The organism is Filimonas zeae, from assembly GCF_014641615.1.
In the GTDB taxonomy this organism is placed as follows: domain Bacteria; phylum Bacteroidota; class Bacteroidia; order Chitinophagales; family Chitinophagaceae; genus Filimonas; species Filimonas zeae.
In genome coordinates this window covers 1,221,192-1,243,152 of sequence record NZ_BMIB01000003.1, presented here as the reverse complement: position 1 = coordinate 1,243,152, position 21,961 = coordinate 1,221,192, and the positions used below count along the sequence as shown (strand labels likewise).

The 21,961-nt window shown below is 46.7% G+C and carries 10 protein-coding genes; 9 read left to right on the top strand and 1 reads right to left on the bottom strand.

Going from position 1 to position 21,961, the window contains the following annotated elements; all coding sequences use genetic code 11:
- The first annotated feature begins 107 nt into the window (after positions 1-107).
- The 8 genes from IEY13_RS18035 to IEY13_RS18000 all read left to right on the top strand — a co-directional run bounded on the left by IEY13_RS18035 (position 108) and on the right by IEY13_RS18000 (position 15,534).
- Positions 108-974: a glycoside hydrolase family 16 protein gene (locus IEY13_RS18035; protein WP_188954674.1), complete on the top strand. Its 867-nt coding sequence runs from the start codon at positions 108-110 to the stop codon at positions 972-974.
- Between the two features lie 20 nt (positions 975-994).
- A complete protein-coding gene (locus IEY13_RS18030) occupies positions 995-5,113 on the top strand; it encodes a hybrid sensor histidine kinase/response regulator transcription factor (protein ID WP_188954672.1) in 4,119 nt (1,372 codons plus the stop codon).
- 12 nt (positions 5,114-5,125) lie between these two features.
- Positions 5,126-5,728, top strand: a complete 603-nt coding sequence (locus IEY13_RS18025) for an RNA polymerase sigma factor (protein WP_188955039.1) — start codon at positions 5,126-5,128, stop codon at positions 5,726-5,728.
- 176 nt (positions 5,729-5,904) lie between these two features.
- The gene (locus IEY13_RS18020) at positions 5,905-6,909 is read left to right on the top strand and encodes a FecR family protein (RefSeq protein ID WP_188954670.1); all 1,005 of its coding nucleotides are present in this window, start codon (positions 5,905-5,907) and stop codon (positions 6,907-6,909) included.
- A gap of 37 nt (positions 6,910-6,946) precedes the next feature.
- Positions 6,947-10,582 (top strand): SusC/RagA family TonB-linked outer membrane protein, encoded by a 3,636-nt coding sequence (locus IEY13_RS18015; protein WP_188954668.1) that lies wholly within the window; start codon positions 6,947-6,949, stop codon positions 10,580-10,582.
- A gap of 10 nt (positions 10,583-10,592) precedes the next feature.
- A complete protein-coding gene (locus tag IEY13_RS18010; RefSeq protein WP_188954666.1) occupies positions 10,593-12,017 on the top strand; it encodes a RagB/SusD family nutrient uptake outer membrane protein in 1,425 nt (474 codons plus the stop codon).
- A gap of 91 nt (positions 12,018-12,108) precedes the next feature.
- Entirely contained in the window at positions 12,109-14,079 is a 1,971-nt protein-coding gene (locus IEY13_RS18005) for a TlpA family protein disulfide reductase (RefSeq protein ID WP_188954664.1), read from the top strand.
- Between the two features lie 18 nt (positions 14,080-14,097).
- Complete coding sequence (locus IEY13_RS18000; RefSeq protein ID WP_188954662.1) at positions 14,098-15,534, top strand: alpha/beta hydrolase family protein; 1,437 nt, start codon at positions 14,098-14,100, stop codon at positions 15,532-15,534.
- Positions 15,535-15,670: 136 nt separating this feature from the next.
- On the opposite strand, the gene IEY13_RS17995 is transcribed toward IEY13_RS18000, so the two are convergent.
- On the bottom strand, positions 15,671-17,716 hold the full coding sequence (locus tag IEY13_RS17995; protein WP_188954660.1) for an ATP-binding protein: 2,046 nt from the start codon (positions 17,714-17,716) through the stop codon (positions 15,671-15,673).
- A gap of 168 nt (positions 17,717-17,884) precedes the next feature.
- Here IEY13_RS17995 and IEY13_RS17990 point away from each other — a divergent pair, with 168 nt between their 5' ends.
- The gene (locus IEY13_RS17990) at positions 17,885-21,946 is read left to right on the top strand and encodes a hybrid sensor histidine kinase/response regulator transcription factor (protein ID WP_188954658.1); all 4,062 of its coding nucleotides are present in this window, start codon (positions 17,885-17,887) and stop codon (positions 21,944-21,946) included.
- Positions 21,947-21,961 lie beyond the last annotated feature (15 nt).

Below are 21,961 nucleotides of genomic sequence, written 5' to 3'. Positions count from 1 at the left end.
TATCCGGGTTTACCCCTGTTGTGGCAAAATACCCCTCTCTAATTTCGGAAGGCGGCTACAAAAGCGTAGCACATAACAGACCGGAAACCAGGAGATAAAGTTTTTACATGATACAGTGGAGAAGTATTCTGATTGCGATAACCTTTTTACCGGTGGCAGCCTGCCGTATTGCAGGTAACCCGGCCACCACACCCCAAACCCTTACAAAAGAAGATGGGGCGTACCGTTTAGTATGGGCTGATGAGTTTAATAACAACGGGCGCCCCGATTCTTCCAGATGGAAGTATGAGCATGGATTTGTACGCAATAACGAGTTGCAGTGGTACCAGCCGGACAATGCTTTTTGCGAAAACGGTAATCTGGTAATAGAAGCCCGGAGAGAGGATAGGGCGAATCCGGTGTTTGAGACGGGGAGCAAACGCTGGCAGAAAAGCAGGCCGCGTATTGAATATACATCCTCGTGTTTAATTACCGAAGATAAAGCCAGCTGGCAGTATGGCCGTTTTGAAATGAGAGGACGTATAGATATCAGTCAGGGTATATGGCCCGCCTGGTGGACACTGGGGGTAGATAAACCCTGGCCCGCCAATGGTGAAATTGACATAATGGAGTTTTACAAAGGCCGTTTGCTGGCAAACATTGCCTGCCAGGGCGGTAATGGTGGCGCAGAATGGTATAGTAATACTTTTTCTGTGGATTCGCTGGGAGGTAAAACGTGGGCAGAAAAGTTTCATGTGTGGAGAATGGATTGGACAAAAGAATATATTGCACTGTATGTAGATGGTCAGTTGCTGAATAAGGTAACTGCGGAGAAGCTTATAAATAAGAATGGTTCTGATTTTAATCCGTTTCACCAGCCGCACTATATGCTGCTTGATCTTGCCATAGGAGGCATTAACGGCGGCGATCCTTCTGCAACCACATTTCCCAAAAGGTTTGAGATAGACTATGTAAGAGTGTATCAGAAAGAATAATAGTTTAATTGCCTGCTTATATGAAGAATGCTTGCCTGTTACTTGTTGGATACTGTTTACAGACTTTGTTACTGTATGCACAACCCGGTGTGCCGTTAACAGAACTGGGTATTGAGAATGGCATGAGTAACAATTCTGTTACCAGTATTTATCAGGACAGAAGAGGCTTTATCTGGATTGGTACCAATGATGGCCTGAACCGTTACGACGGTTATGCGTTTAAAATTTTCCGCAACACTTTTGGTGATAGCACCTCTCTTTTATCCAACCGCATTAATTGTATTACGGCTGATAAGTCAGAACGGCTGTGGATTGGTACCAAGGAGGGGTTATGTGTGTACAGGCAGGATAGCGCATTATTCCGGTTACCCAAATACCGTGATAAGCTAAGTAACCAGCTGCTTCCTTTTAATATTATTATCAGCGACATTAAAGTACGTACCGATAATGCAGTGTATGTGGCCACCGCCGGACGGGGCCTTGTAGTGTTTGACAATGGCCGCAAAGAAGGGCGGCAGGTACTGTTGAAAGAGCGTAACAAAACCACTGGTAAATACAATGTGCAGGCCATAGCCGGAGAAAATATGGCAGCGGCCTGGCTGTTTGTTACCGGGCAGGGCTTGTGTGTGTATAAAGGTGATAACGTGCTGGTGGTAGATAGCAGCCTGCGTTATGCCAACAGCATGGTGCTGGACCGCAATGGTAGTTTATGGATAGGAGCAGAAAACGGCTTGCACCGGTTTGATATAAGAACAGGCAGGTATACCGCTTTTTACAACGAGGCTTCCGGTGTACTCAACAGCAATGTGGTGATGAGCGTGTTTCTGGACAAAGACCAGCAGTTATGGGTGCAGACTGACGGAGGCGGTATCGCCATACTGGATCCCGCCACAGGTATATGGAACAAAGGCCGGAGCGATACGCTTAACGCCGGTTTGTCCAGCAGGGCTATGACGGTGGTGCAGCAGGACCGCGAGGGGCGTATGTGGATAGGCAGCCTGCGGGGCGGTATTCACTTATGGGATAACAATAAACCGGTGTTTGTAAATAAAAGTCACGACCCGGATGCCAGCAAAGGCCCGGTGAGCGATTTTATGCTGAGTTTTTATGAAGATGCAGAAAAGAATATATGGGTAGGTACCGATGGTAACGGTATCAGTATCTGGAACAGGCAAACCAACCGGTTCAGCCACATGAGTCATTCTGCCGCCCCTGGCTCACTCGGTGCCAACTTTGTAACCGGTATTACCGGCGATAAAGAGGGAAATATATGGGTGGGTACGTTCGGTGGCGGGGTAAACCGTTACAGAGGTAACGGCCGCTTTGAATACTACCCTTTATACAACAGCGAAGCGGAAGATAAAAACGTATGGCGCATTTACCAGGACAAAGATGGGGATGTGTGGGCCAGTACGGTGCGTAATGGCCGGTTATACCTGCTGGATAAGACGTTGAACCGGTTTGTACTGTTTGATAGATTTATTTACGATGTAATTGCCTTGTATGAAGATAAGGCCGGTCAGTTATGGGCTGGTAATTTTAACGAGTTAATACGTATAGAAAAAAAGGCGAAGAAGTATACCCGCTATGTAATTGGTAAACCAGTGCGTGCCATGGCAGAAGATGCCAACAACGATTTGTGGGTAGGAACAGAAGGCGGCGGATTACTGTTGTTCGACCGTAAGAGCGGCACCATTAAAGAAAGACTTACCGAAAAGGAAGGGTTAAGTAATAACGCAGTACTGAATATCCTTACCGACCACGCCCAGCATTTCTGGATAGCTACGTATAATGGTATAGGAGAGTTTGATCCGGTTACCCGGGTGTTTACAAACTACTATCAGGCCGATGGGTTGCCAGGTAACGAATGGAATTATAATGCTGCCCTGAAGCTGCATAACGGAGAACTGCTGTTTGGTGGTATTAACGGCTTTACGGTACTGAACCCTGAGCAGATGAAGGAACGTACTGCCGAAGCTCCCGTATACCTTACCGGTATGCAGGTAAACGGCTCGCCGCTGGATGGCTTCAGGGGATCGCTTACCCTGCCTTTTCACCAGGCTACCATTGCCTTTGATTATGTGGCGCTGGAATACTCTGTACCCGGTAAAATACAATACGCTTATTACCTGGAAGGCTGGGATAAAGACTGGAACTACGTGCATAAACGCCGGTCTGGCAACTACTCCCATTTAACAGAAGGCACTTATCGGTTGCTGGTAAAAGCTACCAACGGGGCAGGCGAATGGGGTAAAGAAACGCAGGTGCTGGAAATTGTGGTGCTGCCGCCCTGGTACCGCAGCTGGTGGGCATATATGTTATATGTACTGGTGGTTTCCGGTGGTATATATCTGGTGCATACCTATAAAAAAAGGCAGGAGTGGTTAAAGTATGAAGTACAGGTTGAAAAAATCAACGCCAGGAATGAAAGAGAACGGGCACAGAAAGAGATATTGATTGCAGAAAAAGAGCGACAGATTGCGGATAACCAGCGGCAGATATCCGAACAGGAAAAAGAACTGGCGCTGAAAGAGAGGGAGATAAACGAGAAGCGCGTATCCTTCTTTACCAATATAGCGCACGAATTCCGGTCGCCTTTAACGTTAATTATAAACCCGGTTCAGTCGCTGCTGAACACAGAAGATTCTGAAGGTATAAGAGATGAGTTGCAGGTAGTACAGCGCAACGCCAAACGTATGCTGGGACTGGTAGATCAGTTGTTGCTTTTCCGCAAAGCGGAAAGCGAAGCAGGTTCACTGGCAGTATCACGCATATCTGTAATAGACCTGTGCAGGGAGGTGTATCAGTATTTTGTGCATGAGGCCAGAAGTAAAAAGCTGGAGTATGTATTTGAAGCCGTGGGGGAGAAGCCGGAGTTATATGCTGACAGGGAGAAGATTGAAGTATCGTTATACAATCTTATCTCCAACGCGCTCAAGTACACGCCTGCCGGCGGCCGCGTGGTGGTGGCGGTAAGGGAAGAGGGGGGATACATTTGCTTATCGGTACAGGATACCGGTTATGGTTTTACACCGGAAATAGGAGCGCGTATTTTTGATAAGTTTTACCGTGCCGAAGGCAACGATATTACTTCCAAACCCGGCTTTGGCATTGGTTTGTATCTGGTAAAATATTTTACAGAGTTACAGCATGGCAGGGTTACCTGGCAAAGCGAATCTGGCAAAGGCTCTTGTTTTACACTAAGTTTCCTTACCGGCAAAGAACATTTTGCTGCTGCAGATATGGTGGTGGAAACTACGCCGGTTACCGCTGCGGCCGTGTTACCTGAAAAACCACAGCCGGTAGCAAAAGCATCTGCCAAACAAGCGGCTTTGCCCGCGCTGGCCAGTAGTAAGCCGGTAATGCTGGTAGTGGATGATGATGCAGAAATGCGCAGGTATATACAGGATATGTTTGCTGAAGAGTGTATTACCTATGAAGCAGAGAATGGTACCATAGGCTTTGAAATGGCCAGACAACTGGTGCCGGATATTATCGTAAGCGATATTGTAATGCCGGGTATATCTGGGGTTACCTTTTGTAAAATGATACGGGCCGAAAGAAGCCTGGCGCATATACCACTGCTGTTGTTAACAGCTACCAGCTCTGCCGATACACAATTGCAGAGTGCCGAGGGGGGAGCCGATGATTATGTAATTAAGCCTTTTTCTGCCGAGTTGCTGCGGGCAAGGGTAGGCGTACTATTACGTAACCGCAGTCAGGTGCAGCAGTATCTGTTTGATGAGGTTACCCATCATATTAATAATGGCCGCATTTCTGCAGAAGATAAAGCACTGATAGAACGTTGTGCAGCTATTATAGAAGAACATCTGGACGATGCGGGCTTTACCATTGAAGTGCTGGCGAAAGAAATGGGTATGAGTACTTCTAATCTGTATAAAAAAATAAAGGCCGCCACCAATTACTCCACCAACGGCTTTGTAAGGTTTGTACGGCTACGGAAAGCTGCCATGTTGCTGATTGACAGTCACCTGAATATTAATGAAATTGCTTTTGTGGTAGGCATCAGTGATATTAAGTATTTCCGGGAGCAGTTTCACCGGCAGTTTGGCGTAAATCCATCGGAGTATATGAAGAAGTACCGGCGTAGCCTGGGCAGGCATTTTAAAATGCAATAGCCGGTATGTACTATCTTTACCCTCCTGGAAAAGAACGATCAACTATTATGGCAGGCTTTCTTAAACGGTGATAAACAATCGTTTGAGGAAATCTATGCCTTTTATTATCGTAATCTGTATGAATATGGAATGCGGAAGCTGGATAATGAAGAGGTGGTAAAAGATGCTATCCAGGACTTGTTTGTAAAACTCTGGCTGCGGCGTGGTACCATCAGCGTTACAGATAATATTAAGTATTATCTGCTGGCTTCCCTTAAACATCTGCTTATTAACGCAGGTATGCAAAAAGCCCGTACTCCTGTAGAAAGTATAGATGAGCCGGGCATTTTTACCCTTCATTTTACCACACAGGATGGTGGCGAACGCGCCAACCAACCCGATCCACGGTTGCTGGATGCCTTAAACCAGCTTACCGGCCGGCAAAAGGAAGTGCTTTATCTCCGCTATTTTGAAGAAATGAGCTATGAGCAGATTGCTGAACTGATGGATATATCGGTTAAAGGTATTTATAAGCTCAATTACCGTGCGCTGGATGCATTGAAAGAGCTGATGCAGTTACCCAAAAAGGATATTTTATTGTTGCTGGCCGCCTGCCGTATCTGGCTTTTTTCATAAGCCCCCTCTCTTATTAAATATCGGCTTTGTAAATCCTATCTTCCTGTGAAATGCCTGGTTAGGTATTGTATTTTAAAATATATACGTGTTTCTTAAAAAAAGTAGAAAAGCCGTGGGGTAAAAAACTTCCCTTTTCTGTTTACAGGTATAAGGGCACGTTTAAAACTGCAAGTTGAGTGGAGAAGTACAACAGTTATACTACCGCTGAGTTTTTAGAAAGCAATGCTTTTATAGCGCATATCCGGCATCCGCATACGCCGGAGGCTGAGCAATGGGCAGAATGGCTGAAAGGCAATCCTGCCAGCGCTGCTGCTTATCTGGAAGCTGCTGCTTACCTGCGCGCCGTATATACTGCGGAGCGTATTGTGCCTTCTGCAGAATCGCAGGCTTTGGTGCTGGAGGGAATAAGAGAAAGTATAGCTGATGCCGAAAGAAAACAAGGGAATATTACCCGCCTGCGTTTTTTAGCAATAGCAGCGGCTGCCTGTGTAACCCTGGTATGTACAGGGGCCTGGTATTTTAACTCCAAAGTAACCGTTACCACCCGGCTGGCCGAAAGAAAGCAAGTGACTTTACCCGATAATAGTGTCGTTACCCTTAACGCCAACTCTACGCTGAGTTATTACCGTGCGTTTACCTGGCATAAGCGGGAAGTATGGTTAACCGGTGAGGGATTGTTTAAAGTAACATCCGGCAGCGTGGCGGCAGGTAAGGCTGGCGAACGTTTTACTGCGTATGTGAGCAATTTACAGGTGCAGGTACTGGGTACTACATTTAATATTAAAGAACGCCGCAAACAGGTAGCCATATCGCTGCTGGAAGGGCGCGTACAGGTAAGCGGCAATGGGCAGCAACAGCCGGTGATACTGAACAAAGGACAGGTGATTAAGTTTGGTGAAGGGGTTGCTGAAACAACCGTGATACCCAAATTGACCAATCAGCCGCAGGCATGGGCAGATGGTAAAATTATTGCCACCGGCATGAGTGTGCAGGATATTATTGACAACTACGAAGATACTTACGGATACCGCATTGTATTAGACAATCCGGAATTCGCCAAAAAGACTATAGACGGTACTATTTCCATAGGAACAGATGATAATCTGTTGTTCATGTTGGCCAACATTCTGAATGCCGATATAGAAAGACAGGGAAACGTGATATACCTGCGATCGAGGTAATCACCTGCCCAAACTGCTGATTTAAAAAGAAAAAAGTATGACAAGAACAACTGTTTATGTACTCCGGTTGTGTATGCTGCTATTGTTTGTTGAAACGGTAGCAACACAGTCAGTAACGGCCCAGGCGCAGCAGGAGAAGAAAATTACCCTGAAGCAGGCACTGGAAGCGGTAGAGAAAAAGTTCGGGACCAAATTTGCTTATGAGCACAGTCTGCTCGACAAAAAATTTACCACCACACAGGCGCTTGAAGGCGCAACGGCAGCGGAAGTATTGAAGAATATTCTGTACCCCAACAATCTTATCTTTTTATATGTAAGCAATAACGCTTATTCCATTGTAAGCAGAAGCGCCAGCTTCTTCAATAATAATAACAACCAACCTGCTGAGGCAGTTAAGGAGGCAGTTACCAGTGCCGGACAACAGAGCCCGGAGAAGTTTACTTTAAGAGGTATGGTTACCGACCTGAATGGTGCAGCTTTACCTTTCGTAGATATATGGGTAAAAGGCACTAACAATGGAGGTCAAACCAATGATAAAGGTGATTTTCTGATTGCCAATGTTGCAGTATCTGATTCTCTGGTGTTTACTTATGTTGGGTTTACACCGCAGCGGGTGGCTGTTAAGGCCATTGACAAAATGGTGGTGCAAATGCTGCCCGATAGCAAAAGTTCTTTAAGCGAAGTAATTGTAGTAAGCACCGGTTTACAGCAATTGCCTAAAGAAAGAGCTACCGGTTCTTTTGCTACCGTCAGTTCAAAAGAACTGGAAAAAATACCGGTTCCTAACGTAATACAGCGTTTGGAAGGTTTGGTGCCTGGTGTTAAGATTAATGTACTGTCTGGTGACCGGAGCTTTATTTATGGAGGTGGTAACACAAAAAGTTTGCAAAGTGTTACCCGTACGGTGGGAACCAACGACTATACTACAACTATCCGGGGTACGGGCACATTAGGTGGAGAAAACTATCCGCTAACAGTAGTGGATGGTGCCATTACAGATTTGGATATCTCTGCTTTTAACCCCAATGATATAGAAAACATTACTTTTCTGAAAGATGCTGCCGCTGCGTCTATATGGGGCGTGCGTGGTGCCAATGGCGTTATTGTTATTACTACCAAAAAAGGACGCGCAAACCAGGTTCCGGCTATTTCTTTTCAGGCAGGGTTTAATATTGCAGAGAGGCCGGATTTGAATTATCTGCGCGTAATGAATGCTGCACAGATGATTGATTACGAAACCGAATTGGTAAACCGTAATCTGTTAACCAGCGCAGCCCTGTCTAACAATGTGTTTAGTTATAACCTTTACCCGCATCAGGGTGGTGCACTTGCCCTGATGTTGAAAGCAGGAACCATTACCCAGGCAGCCTACAACAAGTCTATCGATTCGCTGAAAAGCATCGATAACCGTTCACAAATAGGGCAGTATCTTTTACAGGCATCCAGAAACCAGCAATACAATCTTTCTGTAAGTGGTGGTAACGCCTATTCCAACTATTACTATTCTGCATCCTATAGCAGAGAAGAGCCAAACATTAAAAGAACTATTGGTGAAAGGTTAACACTTACCCTGAATAACAGCTGGAAGTTGTTTAAGGTAGCTACGCTTACTACCAGTTTTAAAGGTTCCTTTTTTAAGTATGCTAATAATGGTATTGATATTAATACATTGTATGGCTTAAGCTCTCCTTATGTGTTAATGCCGTATGAACAACTGGTAGATAATAATGGGAACAGCATTGCCCGAAACAGGTATAATCCGGATTTTATTAATTCATTAATGCCGGGCAGACCTTCCTGGAAATATGATTATCTGCAGGAGCAACGCCTGAGAGATAATGTGCAGAAGGATAATAACTATGTAGTAAACGTTGAATTGAAAGTACCGGTATACAGAGGTCTTTCCGGCTCTGTTATGTATACCAATGAGCGTTCTTTCGGAGAGTTAAGAGAGTATCAGGATCCGCAGTCTTTTCGCATGCGTGAATTGTTAAATCAGTTTACGCCAATAAATTCAGCCACTAACTCACTCAACTTTACCAGTAGCTATGGTGCATTGGGGATCGTAAATACCACAACCAATAACTACGCCGTGCGTGGGCAGTTGGCTTATGACCGTACTATTAACCAGCGTCACCAGATTAACGCTATTGCAGGCACCGAATTAAGACAATCTCAGATAGGTCAGGGTGCTTTCACGTTGTGGGGGTACGATATGGCTACCGGCAATGCTCCGCAGATGAACATTAATAGTTCGTATGAGGGGCTTACCGGTCCTGCAAATTATAATCCGGGAGGCTCTCCAAACCAATCAGACAAAAGACGCCGTTTCCTTTCTTATTTTTCCAATGTAGCTTATACACTGGATGGTAAGTATTCATTATCGGGTAGTTTGCGGTACGATGACTATAATAACTTTGGACTGGACAGAAAGTACCGTGCCACTCCTATGTGGTCTACAGGTGCAAAATGGGATTTGTACAAGGAAAAATTTATGCAGAGCACTACGGGTTGGTTAAGCACCCTTAGTGTAAGAGCTACTTACGGTGTTACCGGGAATATTGGTTCCGGAACACCTTATACCAATCTCTCAGTCAGCCCTTCCGACTGGCAAACCGGTTTACCTTATACCAGCCTTACTGCATTGGCCAATCCTCAGTTAAAATGGGAAAAAACATATGTGACTAACCTGGGGGTTGATTTCGGTTTTTTGAACAATAAACTGGGTGGTTCAGTAGAATATTATGTAAAAAATGGCCGGGATATTCTTTATGACTTACCTATAAACGCTGCTTACTCAGGCAATCTGACTGTATTAAACAGGAATACAGCTTCTATGTATAATAAGGGGGTAGATATGAGTTTGCGTGCTCAGGTGTATAATGATAGCAAATGGACGGTAAGTGTTACAGGTACTTTTGCTTATAATACCAGCAAGATTACTGACGCCAGAATGGATTCTACCCTGTACTCAGCATTCAGCTACAACTACCTGCCCAACGGCATCCGCTTTCTTAACGGATATCCTATGGATAAACTGATGGTTTACAGGAATGCAGGGTTGAGCGCTACCGGCATGACCAGAATTTACAATAAGAATGGTGATACGGTTGCTATTCATCAGGCAGCTTATCTGGCAGATATGAAGTATGCCGGCCGTACAGTTGCTCCTTACTTTGGTAGCTTTAATACATCTGTACGTTACAAACGGCTTACCTTATATGCATTGTTTACTTACCAGTTTGGAAACGTGTTTATGAAACCTGCTATAGGCACTTATTTTTACAGCACTTACAGGCAGGTGTATGATGTAAGCGGCATTATTGCCAACCGCTGGAAGAAGCCGGGTGATGAAGCTATTACAAACGTTCCGGGTATTGGAACGCCCAGCTATTCTTCTTACAGCGTAAGCCGCTTCCAGAATTCTGATGCTAATGTGCTGCCAGCTGATTATATCCGTTTCAGAGAGGTATCGCTTACCTATCAGTTGCCCGAAGCACTGCTTGGTAATATTGCTAAAGGCCTGAGCTTTACAGCAACGGTTCGCAACCTGGGCTTACTGTGGAGGGCGAATAAGGAAGGGTATGATCCTGATTTTCTGGCCTCTCCGGCAAGAACCAGCTCGCTGCCCGCTGCCAGATCGTACAACTTTTCTTTAAATGTTAACTTCTAATCCTGCAAATATGAGAACAATCAATGGTGTAAAACTCGCAGGCTTATCACTGATATTTCTTACCGCCTGTAGCAAGTATACTGATATTAAAACGCAGGGCGCGCTGGTGAATGGCAAACTGGATAACTATTCGCTGCTACTGAATTCTACAAGCAATTTCGCAGCAGGCCCGTCTATTTGCGATTATGCATCGGACGATATACAACTGGTAGATGGAAGCAACCAGCAGAAAGAGCTGGCTGCCAACACGCTGTCGTACGATTATTACATGAATGCTTATACCTGGCAGCCAACCATCTATGCTATTGCCTCCGCAAATTATCAGGACTATACCTGGTCTAATTTGTATAACTCGGTAACCATTGCCAATATTATTGTGAATGAAGTGCCTACTGTAGATGATGCTACACCGGCGCAGCAGGAGCCGGTAATTGCGCAGGCATTGGTGCATAGGGCAGATGCATATTTGTCTTTGGTAAATGTATATTCCAAACCCTATAACCGCACTACTGCCGGTGCAGATTTGGGTGTGCCGTTGGTATTGGTGCAAACCACTACGCAGCCCTTGGTACGTGCATCGGTACAGACTGTTTATGATCAGATTCTCTCTGATCTGAGAAGGGCTATTCCATCATTACCACCTACGCAGAACTTCAGCTTTATACCTTCCAAAGCCTCCGGCTATGGTGTATTGGCCCGGTGCTTTTTCTATATGAATATGTACGACAGTGCGGCCCGTTATGCGGATAGTGCGCTGGCTTATAAAGCTACAGTACTGGATTTAAGTACAGTTACGGATCCTGCTATGTCTTACCCGCAATATTTTAATAACCCGGAGATTCTGCTGGCAAAGCAGGCGCGCGGTTATAGCGGTACCACATACGGTCCGGCCACTTTTCGTTTAAGTGATACGTTGCTGCATGTGCTGGGAGATGATGATCAGCGTTATAATCTATATACTACCACACCCGAAAACATTTCCTTTGATTATACCGATGCAGGTGGCCGCTTCTTTTTTATGGAGGGTAATGTCAGTAACTATAACAACCGGAACGTGGGCGTTACAGTACCTGAAATGATGTTGATTAAAGCAGAGTACTTAGCCCGTACAGGTAGCGCTAATGCAGCTATGGATCTGGTAAATCAGCTACGCATTAAGCGTATCAAACAAGGTAGTTATGTAGCGTTAACTGCTACCAATGCAGATGATGCGCTGGTAAAGGTGATACAGGAAAGACAGCGTGAGTTTTTCTGCCGTATGCTGCGTTGGTGGGATCTGCGTCGACTTAACAGCGAAGCACGTTTCCAGACTACTATTACCAGAAGATTCAATGGAACCACGTATACTTTAGCGCGGAACAGCAACCGGTATGTATTTCCTATATCGGAATATAACCGCAGGCTGAACCCGGAAATAGAACAGAATCCCCGTTAGTTTCCAATATCCTGAAGCCCGTTATCGGGTTGGTTTTCTCATGTAGCCGCCGGTTGTAGTATACGGCCGGCGGTTTTTTATACGAGTTGATATGAAAAGAATTGCAAGTATATTAATGTGTTTCTCTGCGGTGGCGGGGTTGGGTCAGTCGGGCAGGTTTAATATTGAACCGCAGCGTCCGGTGGGTGGTAGTAAAATTACCATCGAATATCATCCGGATACGGTTTTGCAGAAATCGGCTTTTGTAAAAGGTGATATTTACATGTACGATACCTTGTATCGCTGGCATACGTATGACCTGCCTATGAAAAAAGTAAACGATACTACCTGGCAGGCTGAATGGCAGGTGCCGGGCGATGCCGGTTTTACTGCCTACCGTTTTACAGATGGTACTTATTATGATAACAATTACGATAATGGCTTTTTCTGGATGATTTATACGCCGCAAGGGCCTATGGCCGGTGGGGCAGAAGCAGGGTACGGTTTACTGCGTTCTCCTTCTTATGGTTTGTCAGTGCCTGGATATTTTCAAAACTATACCATCAGCGATACAGCTACCTATATGTGGCTGAGCAACGAAATACTGCGTCATGCTGCCAATGCACGTCCGCGGCTGGTGTTGCCGTACCTGCAGGCGGGTCAGCGTTTTAAAGGAGAGGAGTATGCTGCTGCTACCGCACGTAAAGCGGCTAACATACTGGGTACCTATCCTGAGGCAAATGAGAAGCTGCTGCTGAAAGTGATGCTGATGTTGCAACGTTTTGCAAAGGATACTACAGCGGCCGATTCTGTGGCGGCAGTAATATTGAAAAAGTATCCTGATGGTGCCATTGCCAGAATGCGTGCTTATAAAGAAGTGTTTGCCGATCGTAACAGCGAAAATATCCTGAATAAAAGCGTGAAATTTTTACAGAACTATCCTGTTCAGGATTCCCTGTATGATGGTAACATCATGCTGGGTATTGATTACGATAAATTGTACCGTGCTTTGTTTGCCATTGCTATTGCGGGGCAGAAAATGGATACAGTAATACAGTTTATAGGTACTGCACCCGTAGATCGTTTAGGTGAAGTGTATTATAAAGGAGTAGACATTCCTTATGATGCCTGGAAAACGGTGCCTGCTAAACAGGTATATCCACTGGCTGCGGCGGTTATGCAACGGCTGGAGTATTTTAAAACGCATCAGCCACGCAGTCATTGGTACTACACACCACAGGAATGGCCGGTGTATCTGGAAAGTTTGTTTAAATCGGATTTTTATGTTCAGGCGGCTATAGAACTGGAAATGGGCAATGTAGATGCTGCACTGAAATATGCTGCTACGGCGCAACAGTATTATCAATACAGCCGTGCAGTAGTAAATGATGTACAGGTACAGGCACTGGAAAAGAAGGGTGATATACAACAAATGCATGAAGTGCTGATACAGGGTATCCGGTTAAACCAGGCTACAGGAGGCATGATCAGCAGATTAAAGAAAAGCTATCTGGAGAAGCATCCGGGCGCTAATGCTCAGGAAGTGGATAAATACCTGGAATCGTTGAAAGATGCACATACACTGGAATTGATGCGTGAAGAACTGGCGAAAAACAAGCTGAATATACCGGCGGCTGATTTTACATTGCCTGAGATGAATGCAGGTAACGTAAGCCTGTCTTCTCTGAAAGGGAAAGTGGTAGTGCTGGATTTCTGGGCCACCTGGTGTGCGCCTTGCAAGGCAGGCATGGCAGGTATGAAAATGGCTATGGAGAAGTTTGCCAAAGACCCCAACGTAGTATTCTTTTACGTAGATACACAGGAACATGTTGCGGATTATAAAGACAAGGTGAAAGCGTTTCTGAAGCAGATGAACTATAACAACTTCCGTGTACTGTTTGATAATGGTGAAGAAACCTATGCTAAGTATGCCAAACAAATACGTACATCCGGTATACCTTTTAAAGTGGTAATTAACCCTAAGGGAGAGCTGGTATTTGCCAATGTAGGTTATATGGGTAGCCCAACCGGCCTGGCTGATGAAATAAGCATGATGGTAGAAATGGCGCGTAAAGCTGATTAATACAAGCAAAGACAGGATATGAAAAAGATACTTATTACCGCTGTAATGGCAGTTTGTATAATAAATGGCAGGGCTCAACAGCCTCCGGTTAAAAAGGGCAGTAAAAGCAGCAAGCCTGCTACAGCAGATAGCATACACTGGCAGGGGCAGATTGGTGCTAAGCGCATACTGCTTACAGCCGTTCCAAAGCAGGGCGGGTTAAAAGCAGCGTGGTTTACCTCTCCCGAAAACAGTATCTGGCAGCTAAAGGCCGATACCTTGTACAAAAAAGGCGATACGCTTATAGTACAGGGGCCTTTGTACTTCGGTACTTTTTATGTAAAACGTTCCGCAGATGGTAAGGAACTGAATGGTTACCTGCTGAAAGATACGGTACGCAAGCCACTGGTGCTCACCAGCGTTAGCGCTATGCAGCCGTTGGTATTGCCGCAAACGCCTAAGGCTCCGTTTACCTATACCAGCGGGAATGTGCAGTATTACAATGCAGACAGCAGCATCCATTTTGGTGGAACACTAACGATACCTAAGGAGGGTGCAAAGCATCCGGCTGTGGTGATTGTATCCGGTACCGGGCAGCAGGATAGAGATGGAAACATGGCAGGGCATCCTATGTTTGCAGTAATAGCTGATTACTTGTCTCGCAACGGCATTGCGGTGCTGCGGGTAGATGACCGTGGGGTGAATGAAACTACTGGGAACTATTTTAATACCACCACCCGTGAGTTTGCAGCAGATGCACTGGCGGGTATCCGTTACCTGCAGGGGCGTAAGGAAATTGATGCTGCTAAAACCGGGTTGATCGGGCATAGTGAAGGCGGCGCAGCTGCCAGCATAGCCGCCTCAGAATCGAAGGATGTGGCTTTTATTATCAGTTTATCCGGCGTTGGTATTACAGGTATGAAAGCATTGCTGTTGCAGAACGAAGCCATTGTAAACAGCTCGCCTATTACGGCAGTGAATAAGCAACGTTTTAATAAGGTAAATAAAGTTTTGTTTGAGATTGTATATGAAAACGCCAGCGATACCGCATTGGAGCAGCGCATGCGTACAGCTTACCGGCAATGGCAGGCTGACGACAGCGCCTTCATTGCGCCGCTGGATAAAAAACAAACAGATCATTTCTTTTACCCGTTTGAGAGGTACCTGAGCCAGGCTACAGGCCCCTGGTACCGTGGGTTTATGACTTACGAGCCTTCTCAGGTATTTCCGTTGATTAAAGTGCCGGTACTGGCCATTAATGGCGATAGGGACATTATTTCGCTGGCTACTCCTAATCTGGAAGGTTTTCAGCGTTATGTACCTGCAGGCTTGATACAGACCTGGCAGGTGCCGGGCCTTAACCACCTGTACCAGCATTGCGTTACGTGTGCTACCAATGAGTACAGTGAACTGAGCGAAACCTTTGCACCGGAGGTACTTGAACGGATGAAGCAGTTTATTCTTTCTGTGAAATAACCGGGTTAACTGGTATGGCAACAGCCCCTGAAAGCCGCAAATTTTCAGGGGCTGTTTTATCAGGAGTGTACCCCAAAGCGGGCACGCCTAACCTAAAGCAGAAGCCAGGAATACAGGGTAGCCGGGCAGGCGGAGATTATTCTGCCACAGCATTGTCTGGCAGGGTTACGCAAAAGATGCTGCCTTTGCCGGGTTCGCTTTCAAAGCTGATGCGTCCGCCGTGCGCTTCCACAATTTGTTTAGAAATGCTGAGACCCATACCAAAGGATTCTTCCCCATTGGTGCCTCTGCGTTGTGCGCGGGTAAACATATCAAAAACTTTGCCCTGCATCTCGCTGGAGATGCCTAATCCGGTATCAATTACCTGTATTAATACTTCGCCGGGGCGCTTTTCCATACGTACGGTAATAGTGGCGTTGCGGGAGCTGAATTTGATGGCGTTGGTAATAAGGTTGGTGAATACACGCCAGATGCTCTCCTGATTCAACAGCAGGGTGGCAGGTATAGTTTGCAGCTGTAGTTTCTGGGTTTTAGCCTGGGCTTTGTGCATCAGCATTTCTACACAGTAGTGTAGTAGCTGCTCCATATCTACCGGAGACTTTTCCAGGTTCTGCCGGGCATTGGTATGCAGCAGATCGGTTACCAATTGTAATGAATTGTTGCCGGAAGTTTTCAGCATTTCCAGCAGCTGGCGATCACTTTCGCTGCGGTTGGGTTCTTCCAGCATTACATCGGCAATGGCGGTCATGTTATTAATGGGGTTACGCAGGTCGTGCGCTACCATTTTCAGCAGTTTTTTGTTTTCTTCCTGGCTTTGTTTCAGGGCATTAAGTGCGCTGCGCATATGGCCGTTGAAACTGGTAAGCTTTTTAATCTGATAGCGGGAACGTTTCAGGTAATAAAAGATAACCACCGTAAGGCCAATGGCCATTAGCAGAAATACCACAGCAGCTGTCAGCCAGGCGGTTTTTATCTGTCCGTTTTTCTGCAACAGGGTTAGCTGAAAAGCATGCTCCTGATCTTTCATAGACTCTGTTAAGTCGGTATGCTTCAGGGCGCTCCGTACCAGCGCCATAGAATCATCAAACGCGCGGTAGCGTTTCATGTATTCGTAGGCTTTAGGTATATCGCCTTTCTTTTCGTAATATTTCCATTTCAGGTTTATCCATTTGCCAATTACCTGGTCGGCTTCCAGGCTTTTACCGCGTTGGGTAAGTATGTCTTTTTCCAGCTGGGTAAGCAGCGAATCGGCCTGGGCAAACTTTTCCTGTTTTAAAAACAGATCCGTTAATTTATTCCTGGCGGTTTGTGCATCTTCAATAGCACGGCCGGGGCGGTCGTTAATACGGATACTCTCCCGCAGGTGTTTCTCCGCTTCGGCAAAGTTGTGCAGGCTTATATAATTGCCTCCTATATTTCCCTCTACCACACCACGGGCTACGGCTATGTCATTCTCCCGGCCGGTAAAGTACTTTTCCCGGCTGGCAATGCTTTGCAGTGCGTGCTGGTAGTACACAATGGCACTGTCTGGCTGTTTGGCCCTTTCGTAACAGAGTGCAATGGTATTCATTAACCCCTGCGGAATAATAAAGCTCTGGTAAAAATTATCACTGATGGGGCAATGCATAATTTCTTCATACGCTCTTTTGGCAAAGGGTATGGCTTTCAGAAATTCCTCCTGCTGGTAGCATATCTTGGCCAGGCAACCATCAAACTCACTCAGGCTACAGTTGTCCAGTTCCTGCTCGGCAAATTTTCTACCATCAAAATACACCTTAAATGCCTGTACATATTTCTTTTCCAGTAGTAACAGACTGCCTTTCTTTACCTGCGTTTGTGTATACTCAAAGGGGTATTGCTTTTCTGCTCCCTTCAGCACCATTTCCATACTATCCACACATGCCCAGCGGGCGGTAATGTCCCGCTGGTAATCGGTATAATAACTGCCTTTCAGATTGTACTTTTTCCACAGATCGGTGGTGCCGGGGTTGGAGAGCGTAGCGTAAGAAGAATCCAGCCAGTGAATAGCCTGTTGCATTTGTCCTTCTCGTAACCGGCGAGTGGTTTGCTCACAAACACTATCTGCCCATGCCGGATGCCCGGTGGTGGCAGTATTGTGTGAATGACAAGCCTGGAAAACCGGTAGAAAACCAGTTGCCAGGAGCAGGTAAAGAGTTCGCATAGTACGGAATCAAAAACAAGGATACCTGTAAATATAACACCTTTACCGGATATGTATCTCATTATCCGGTAAAAATCAGTCCGTTAGAGCCGGACTTTGTGGTTTAACCGCCAGTAAGTAATTTCATAAGGTTTGTATTATGCCATTACTAACGGGAGAATTCTCAATATGCGATCTGCTATTATTGCCATTATCTGCTGTTGCAGCTACCTTAACACCGTGTATAGCCAACCGGCTGCTGCGGCTATCCGTTTTATGCATGCCGGTATTGAAAACGGGCTTTCTCATAATCAGGTAAATGTTATTTACAAAGATGAGGACGGTTTTGTATGGGTAGGCACCCAGGAGGGGCTGAACCGGTACGATGGTTATGCGTTTACCATATACCGCCACCGGCAGAATGATACATTATCGTTACAGGATGATATGATTACCGGCCTCTACGGCGGCCCGGAACACACGCTATGGGTGTATACGGTAGCAGGCCTGCAGGTAATGAACAGCCGCACCCGCTGCTTTTATGCCGGAACAGATAGCCTGCTGCGTGCCTGGCAGCTGCCGGCAGGTGTAAAAGCAGTAGTGCGTGCAGGCGATGCCTGGTGTTTTATTTATCCGCAGCAGGTATATATACGCAAAGCAGGAAAGGTAACCGCCTATACTCCACAGGAAGCCGCAGTAAAGGGTACGGTGATAGATGGAGCGGCGGTGGATAAAGAAAACCAGCTATGGCTGGTATACCATAACGGCCGTATACAACGTGTGGATGTGGGGGCTGCAAAGCTGCTGCATACCTCGCCGGCCTTGCCTGCACGCCCGCAGAATGCCATTGGCTATTCGTTGTATACCGATAATGCCATGCATTGCTGGCTGTATTGCATGGGCGATAATACGGGATTGCTGGAATACATACCCGCCACACAGAAGAGCCGTTTATACAACACGCGGAGTAGTAACAGCCCCATCAGCAGCGATCTGGTAACCGGGGTAACGGAAAACGAAGGATATATATGGATAAGTACCGACCATGGCGGCGTTAACATCGTAAACCGCCGTACTGGTGTGGTACAGGTGCTCACCAGCCAGGAAGGCGATATACATAGTCTGGCGCAAAACTCTATTACCTGTTTGTACAAAGATGATAATGGTATTGTATGGGTGGGCACTTATAAAAACGGGTTCTGTTATTATAAAAAAGGCGCGTTGCCTTTCAGCCTGTACCGGTATAACCCGCTTACCCGTACCGGACTGCCTTTTAATGATGTAAACAATTTTGTAGAAGACCCTAAAGGAAATATATGGATAGCTACCAACGGCAGCGGGTTACTCTATTTTAACCGTGCGGAGGAAAGTTTTCAAACCTTCCGGCGCGCGCAGGGGCTTAGTGCAGATGTGGTGGTAGGTTTATGTCGCGATGCTGCAGGGCGACTATGGGCCGGCACTTATATGGGCGGGCTGAACAGGATTACGCCACAGGGCATACAGCATTTTACACATGCTGCGGGCGATAGCACCACCCTCTGCGATAACCGGGTGTTTACCGTATTTGAAGATAGCAGGCGCAGACTATGGATAGGCACTATGGCAGGGCTGGATTGTTATAGCGAAGCCAGCGGGCATTTTGTGCATTATGGCAATTACCTGCAGCAGCAGGTGGGGGAGCAATATGTATCGTGTGTGGCAGAAAGCAGTACGGGTGAAATATGGGTGGGCACCACCAAAGGCATTGCTATATTCAACCCGGGTACACAACAGTGGCGTACCCTTACGGTAGCCAATAGCGCATTGGTATTTAATGATATTCATGATATATACCGGGATGCAAAAGGCAATATGTGGATAGCTACAAGGGGAGGGGTAAGTATGATAAGCCAGGACGCGCAGCGTTTTACCAATATTACCACACGCGATGGTTTGCCCGATAATGCCGTGGTAAAAATACTGGGTGACAGTGAAGGGCGTATGTGGATGAGTACTGTACGCGGGCTGGCGCGGGTAACCTGTGTACCGGATGACAAAGGGTGGACGCCGCAGGTAACAGTGTATGATGCGGGAGATGGCTTACAGAGTACGGCCTTTAATAAATATGCTGCTATGCGTGCCCGCTCGGGAGAACTGTTTTTTGGTGGGCCGGGCGGTTTTAATGTAATTGACCCTGTGGCGGTGCGTACGGGGTATGAAACGGTGCCGGTAGCAGTTACCGGTATTACCGCCACTGACCGTAAGGGAAACCTGGAAGCCAACCCTGCCTGGCAGTCAGCCGTAGCGTTGCCTTACCGGCAAAACACCGTCACACTCAGTTTTTCTGCACTGGCCTATGGCAACCCTGCCCATTACCGCTACCGGTACCGGCTGGCGGGGTTGCAGCAGGAGTGGATGGAGCCGCTGGATAAAGGGCGCAGTGTAAGCTTTGCCAGCCTGGAACCCGGCACTTATGTATTTGAGGTAATGGCTGCCGGTAATGATGGGGCATGGAGTAAAGTGCCTGCTCGTGTGCAATTAACCATATTGCCGCCCTTCTGGCGAACGGGTTGGGCGTATCTGCTGTACGTGATGGTGGGCATAGCGGTGCTGGTTATGGCACGCAGCTATATTATCCGCCGTACCCGTGCACGTATGTCGCTGGCTGCCGCCCGGCGGGATGCAGACCGGGTAAGGCAGCTGAATGAAATGAAGATTAAGTTCTTTACCAATATCAGCCACGAATTACGTACCCCTATATCACTCATATTATCTCCACTGGAACATCTGCTGCAGCAGACCGATAAAAAAATGCAGCAGGCACAGGTAGAAATGATGCAGCGTAATGCCAGGCGTTTGCTGCATCTGGTAAACCAGTTGCTCGATTTCCGGAAGATGGAGTTGAGTGAGTTGCATCTGCATCTGGTGGAAGAGAATATCATTCCCTTTCTGGAAAGTACGGTGAATTCATTTCTGGATTTATCGGTACAGAAACATATCCGTCTCTGTTTTCATACCACCCAGCCCCAACTGGTAATGGCGTTTGACCGGGATAAGGTGGAGCGGATACTGTTTAACCTGCTTTCCAATGCGTTTAAGTTTACCGCTGCGGGCGGTACTATTGAAGTGGTAGTAAGTGTGGTTGCCGGTGATGGGGGTAACTGTTTACAAATAGCCGTAAAGGACAATGGTATAGGCATTAGCACAGCGGCGCAGCAGCACATATTTGCTCCTTTTTACCAGGCAGGTCTACCTGCAGGTATGGTAAATCAGGGGGCTGGCATAGGGCTGTCTATTTCCAAAGAGTTTATGCATTTGCATGGCGGGGATATTCAGTTACAAAGCCAGCCAGGGCAGGGCAGTTGTTTTACCCTGCAGTTTCCGGTAAAGGTGCGGGAGGCGGAACTACCTGTTGTAATAGCAGAGGAAAAAGAAGAGGCCGAACCGGCAACGCCCACTCAAAAGCCTGCTCGTGCGCGGGTAACCGTGCTGCTGGTAGAAGACAATGAAGACTTCCGGTTTTATTTAAAGGATAACCTGATGAGCCATTACGAGGTGATAGTGGCGGATAACGGAAAAACAGGCTGGCAAAAAGCATTGCAGGTACATCCGGATATTATTATCAGCGATATCAGTATGCCGGTAATGGATGGTATAACCCTGTGCCGCAAGCTGAAGGCCGATGAACGAACAGCGGGTATACCGGTGTTATTAATGACCGCCCTTACCAATGAGGAGTTTCAGCTAAAAGGGTGGGACACGGGTGCCGATGGTTACCTGGTAAAACCCTTCAGCTGCGAAGTACTGCATTCGCGTATCCGCAACCTGCTGGAGCAGCAGGTACGGATGCAGAAAAAGTGGCAGAAACAGGTAACGGCGGTTCCGGCAGCTATAGCCGTGGAAACACCGGATGAAAAACTGGTGCGGGAGGCGCTGGAGTTGATAGAAAACCATATAGGTGATGCCTCTTTTTCGGTAGAGGAACTAAGCCGGGGGCTACGCATGAGCCGGGTAGGTTTGTACAAACGTTTATATAGCCTTACCGGAAAAGCGCCGCTGGATTTTATACGGAGTGTGCGGGTACAGCGCGCAGCCATGCTCCTGGAAAAGACGGATAAAACCATAGCCGAGATAGCCTATGAGGTAGGTTTTAACGACCCCAAATACTTCTCCCGCTACTTTAAATCCGTATACCAGCTTACCCCTTCAGGGTATATGGCGCAATTCAGAAAGGGGGGAGTAGGGAGTGTGGAGTTGGAAGTTGGGAGTTGATAATGGGTGTTTTAG

What these genes read in the sequence shown, in the direction of transcription:
- IEY13_RS18035 (WP_188954674.1), top strand. Translation starts at nt 108, where the DNA reads ATGATACAGTGGAGAAGTATTCTGATTGCGATAACCTTTTTACCGGTG.
- IEY13_RS18030 (WP_188954672.1), top strand. Translation starts at nt 995, where the DNA reads ATGAAGAATGCTTGCCTGTTACTTGTTGGATACTGTTTACAGACTTTG.
- IEY13_RS18015 (WP_188954668.1), top strand. Translation starts at nt 6,947, where the DNA reads ATGACAAGAACAACTGTTTATGTACTCCGGTTGTGTATGCTGCTATTG.
- IEY13_RS18010 (WP_188954666.1), top strand. Translation starts at nt 10,593, where the DNA reads ATGAGAACAATCAATGGTGTAAAACTCGCAGGCTTATCACTGATATTT.
- IEY13_RS18005 (WP_188954664.1), top strand. Translation starts at nt 12,109, where the DNA reads ATGAAAAGAATTGCAAGTATATTAATGTGTTTCTCTGCGGTGGCGGGG.
- IEY13_RS18000 (WP_188954662.1), top strand. Translation starts at nt 14,098, where the DNA reads ATGAAAAAGATACTTATTACCGCTGTAATGGCAGTTTGTATAATAAAT.
- IEY13_RS17995 (WP_188954660.1), bottom strand. Translation starts at nt 17,716, where the DNA reads ATGCGAACTCTTTACCTGCTCCTGGCAACTGGTTTTCTACCGGTTTTC.
- IEY13_RS17990 (WP_188954658.1), top strand. Translation starts at nt 17,885, where the DNA reads ATGCGATCTGCTATTATTGCCATTATCTGCTGTTGCAGCTACCTTAAC.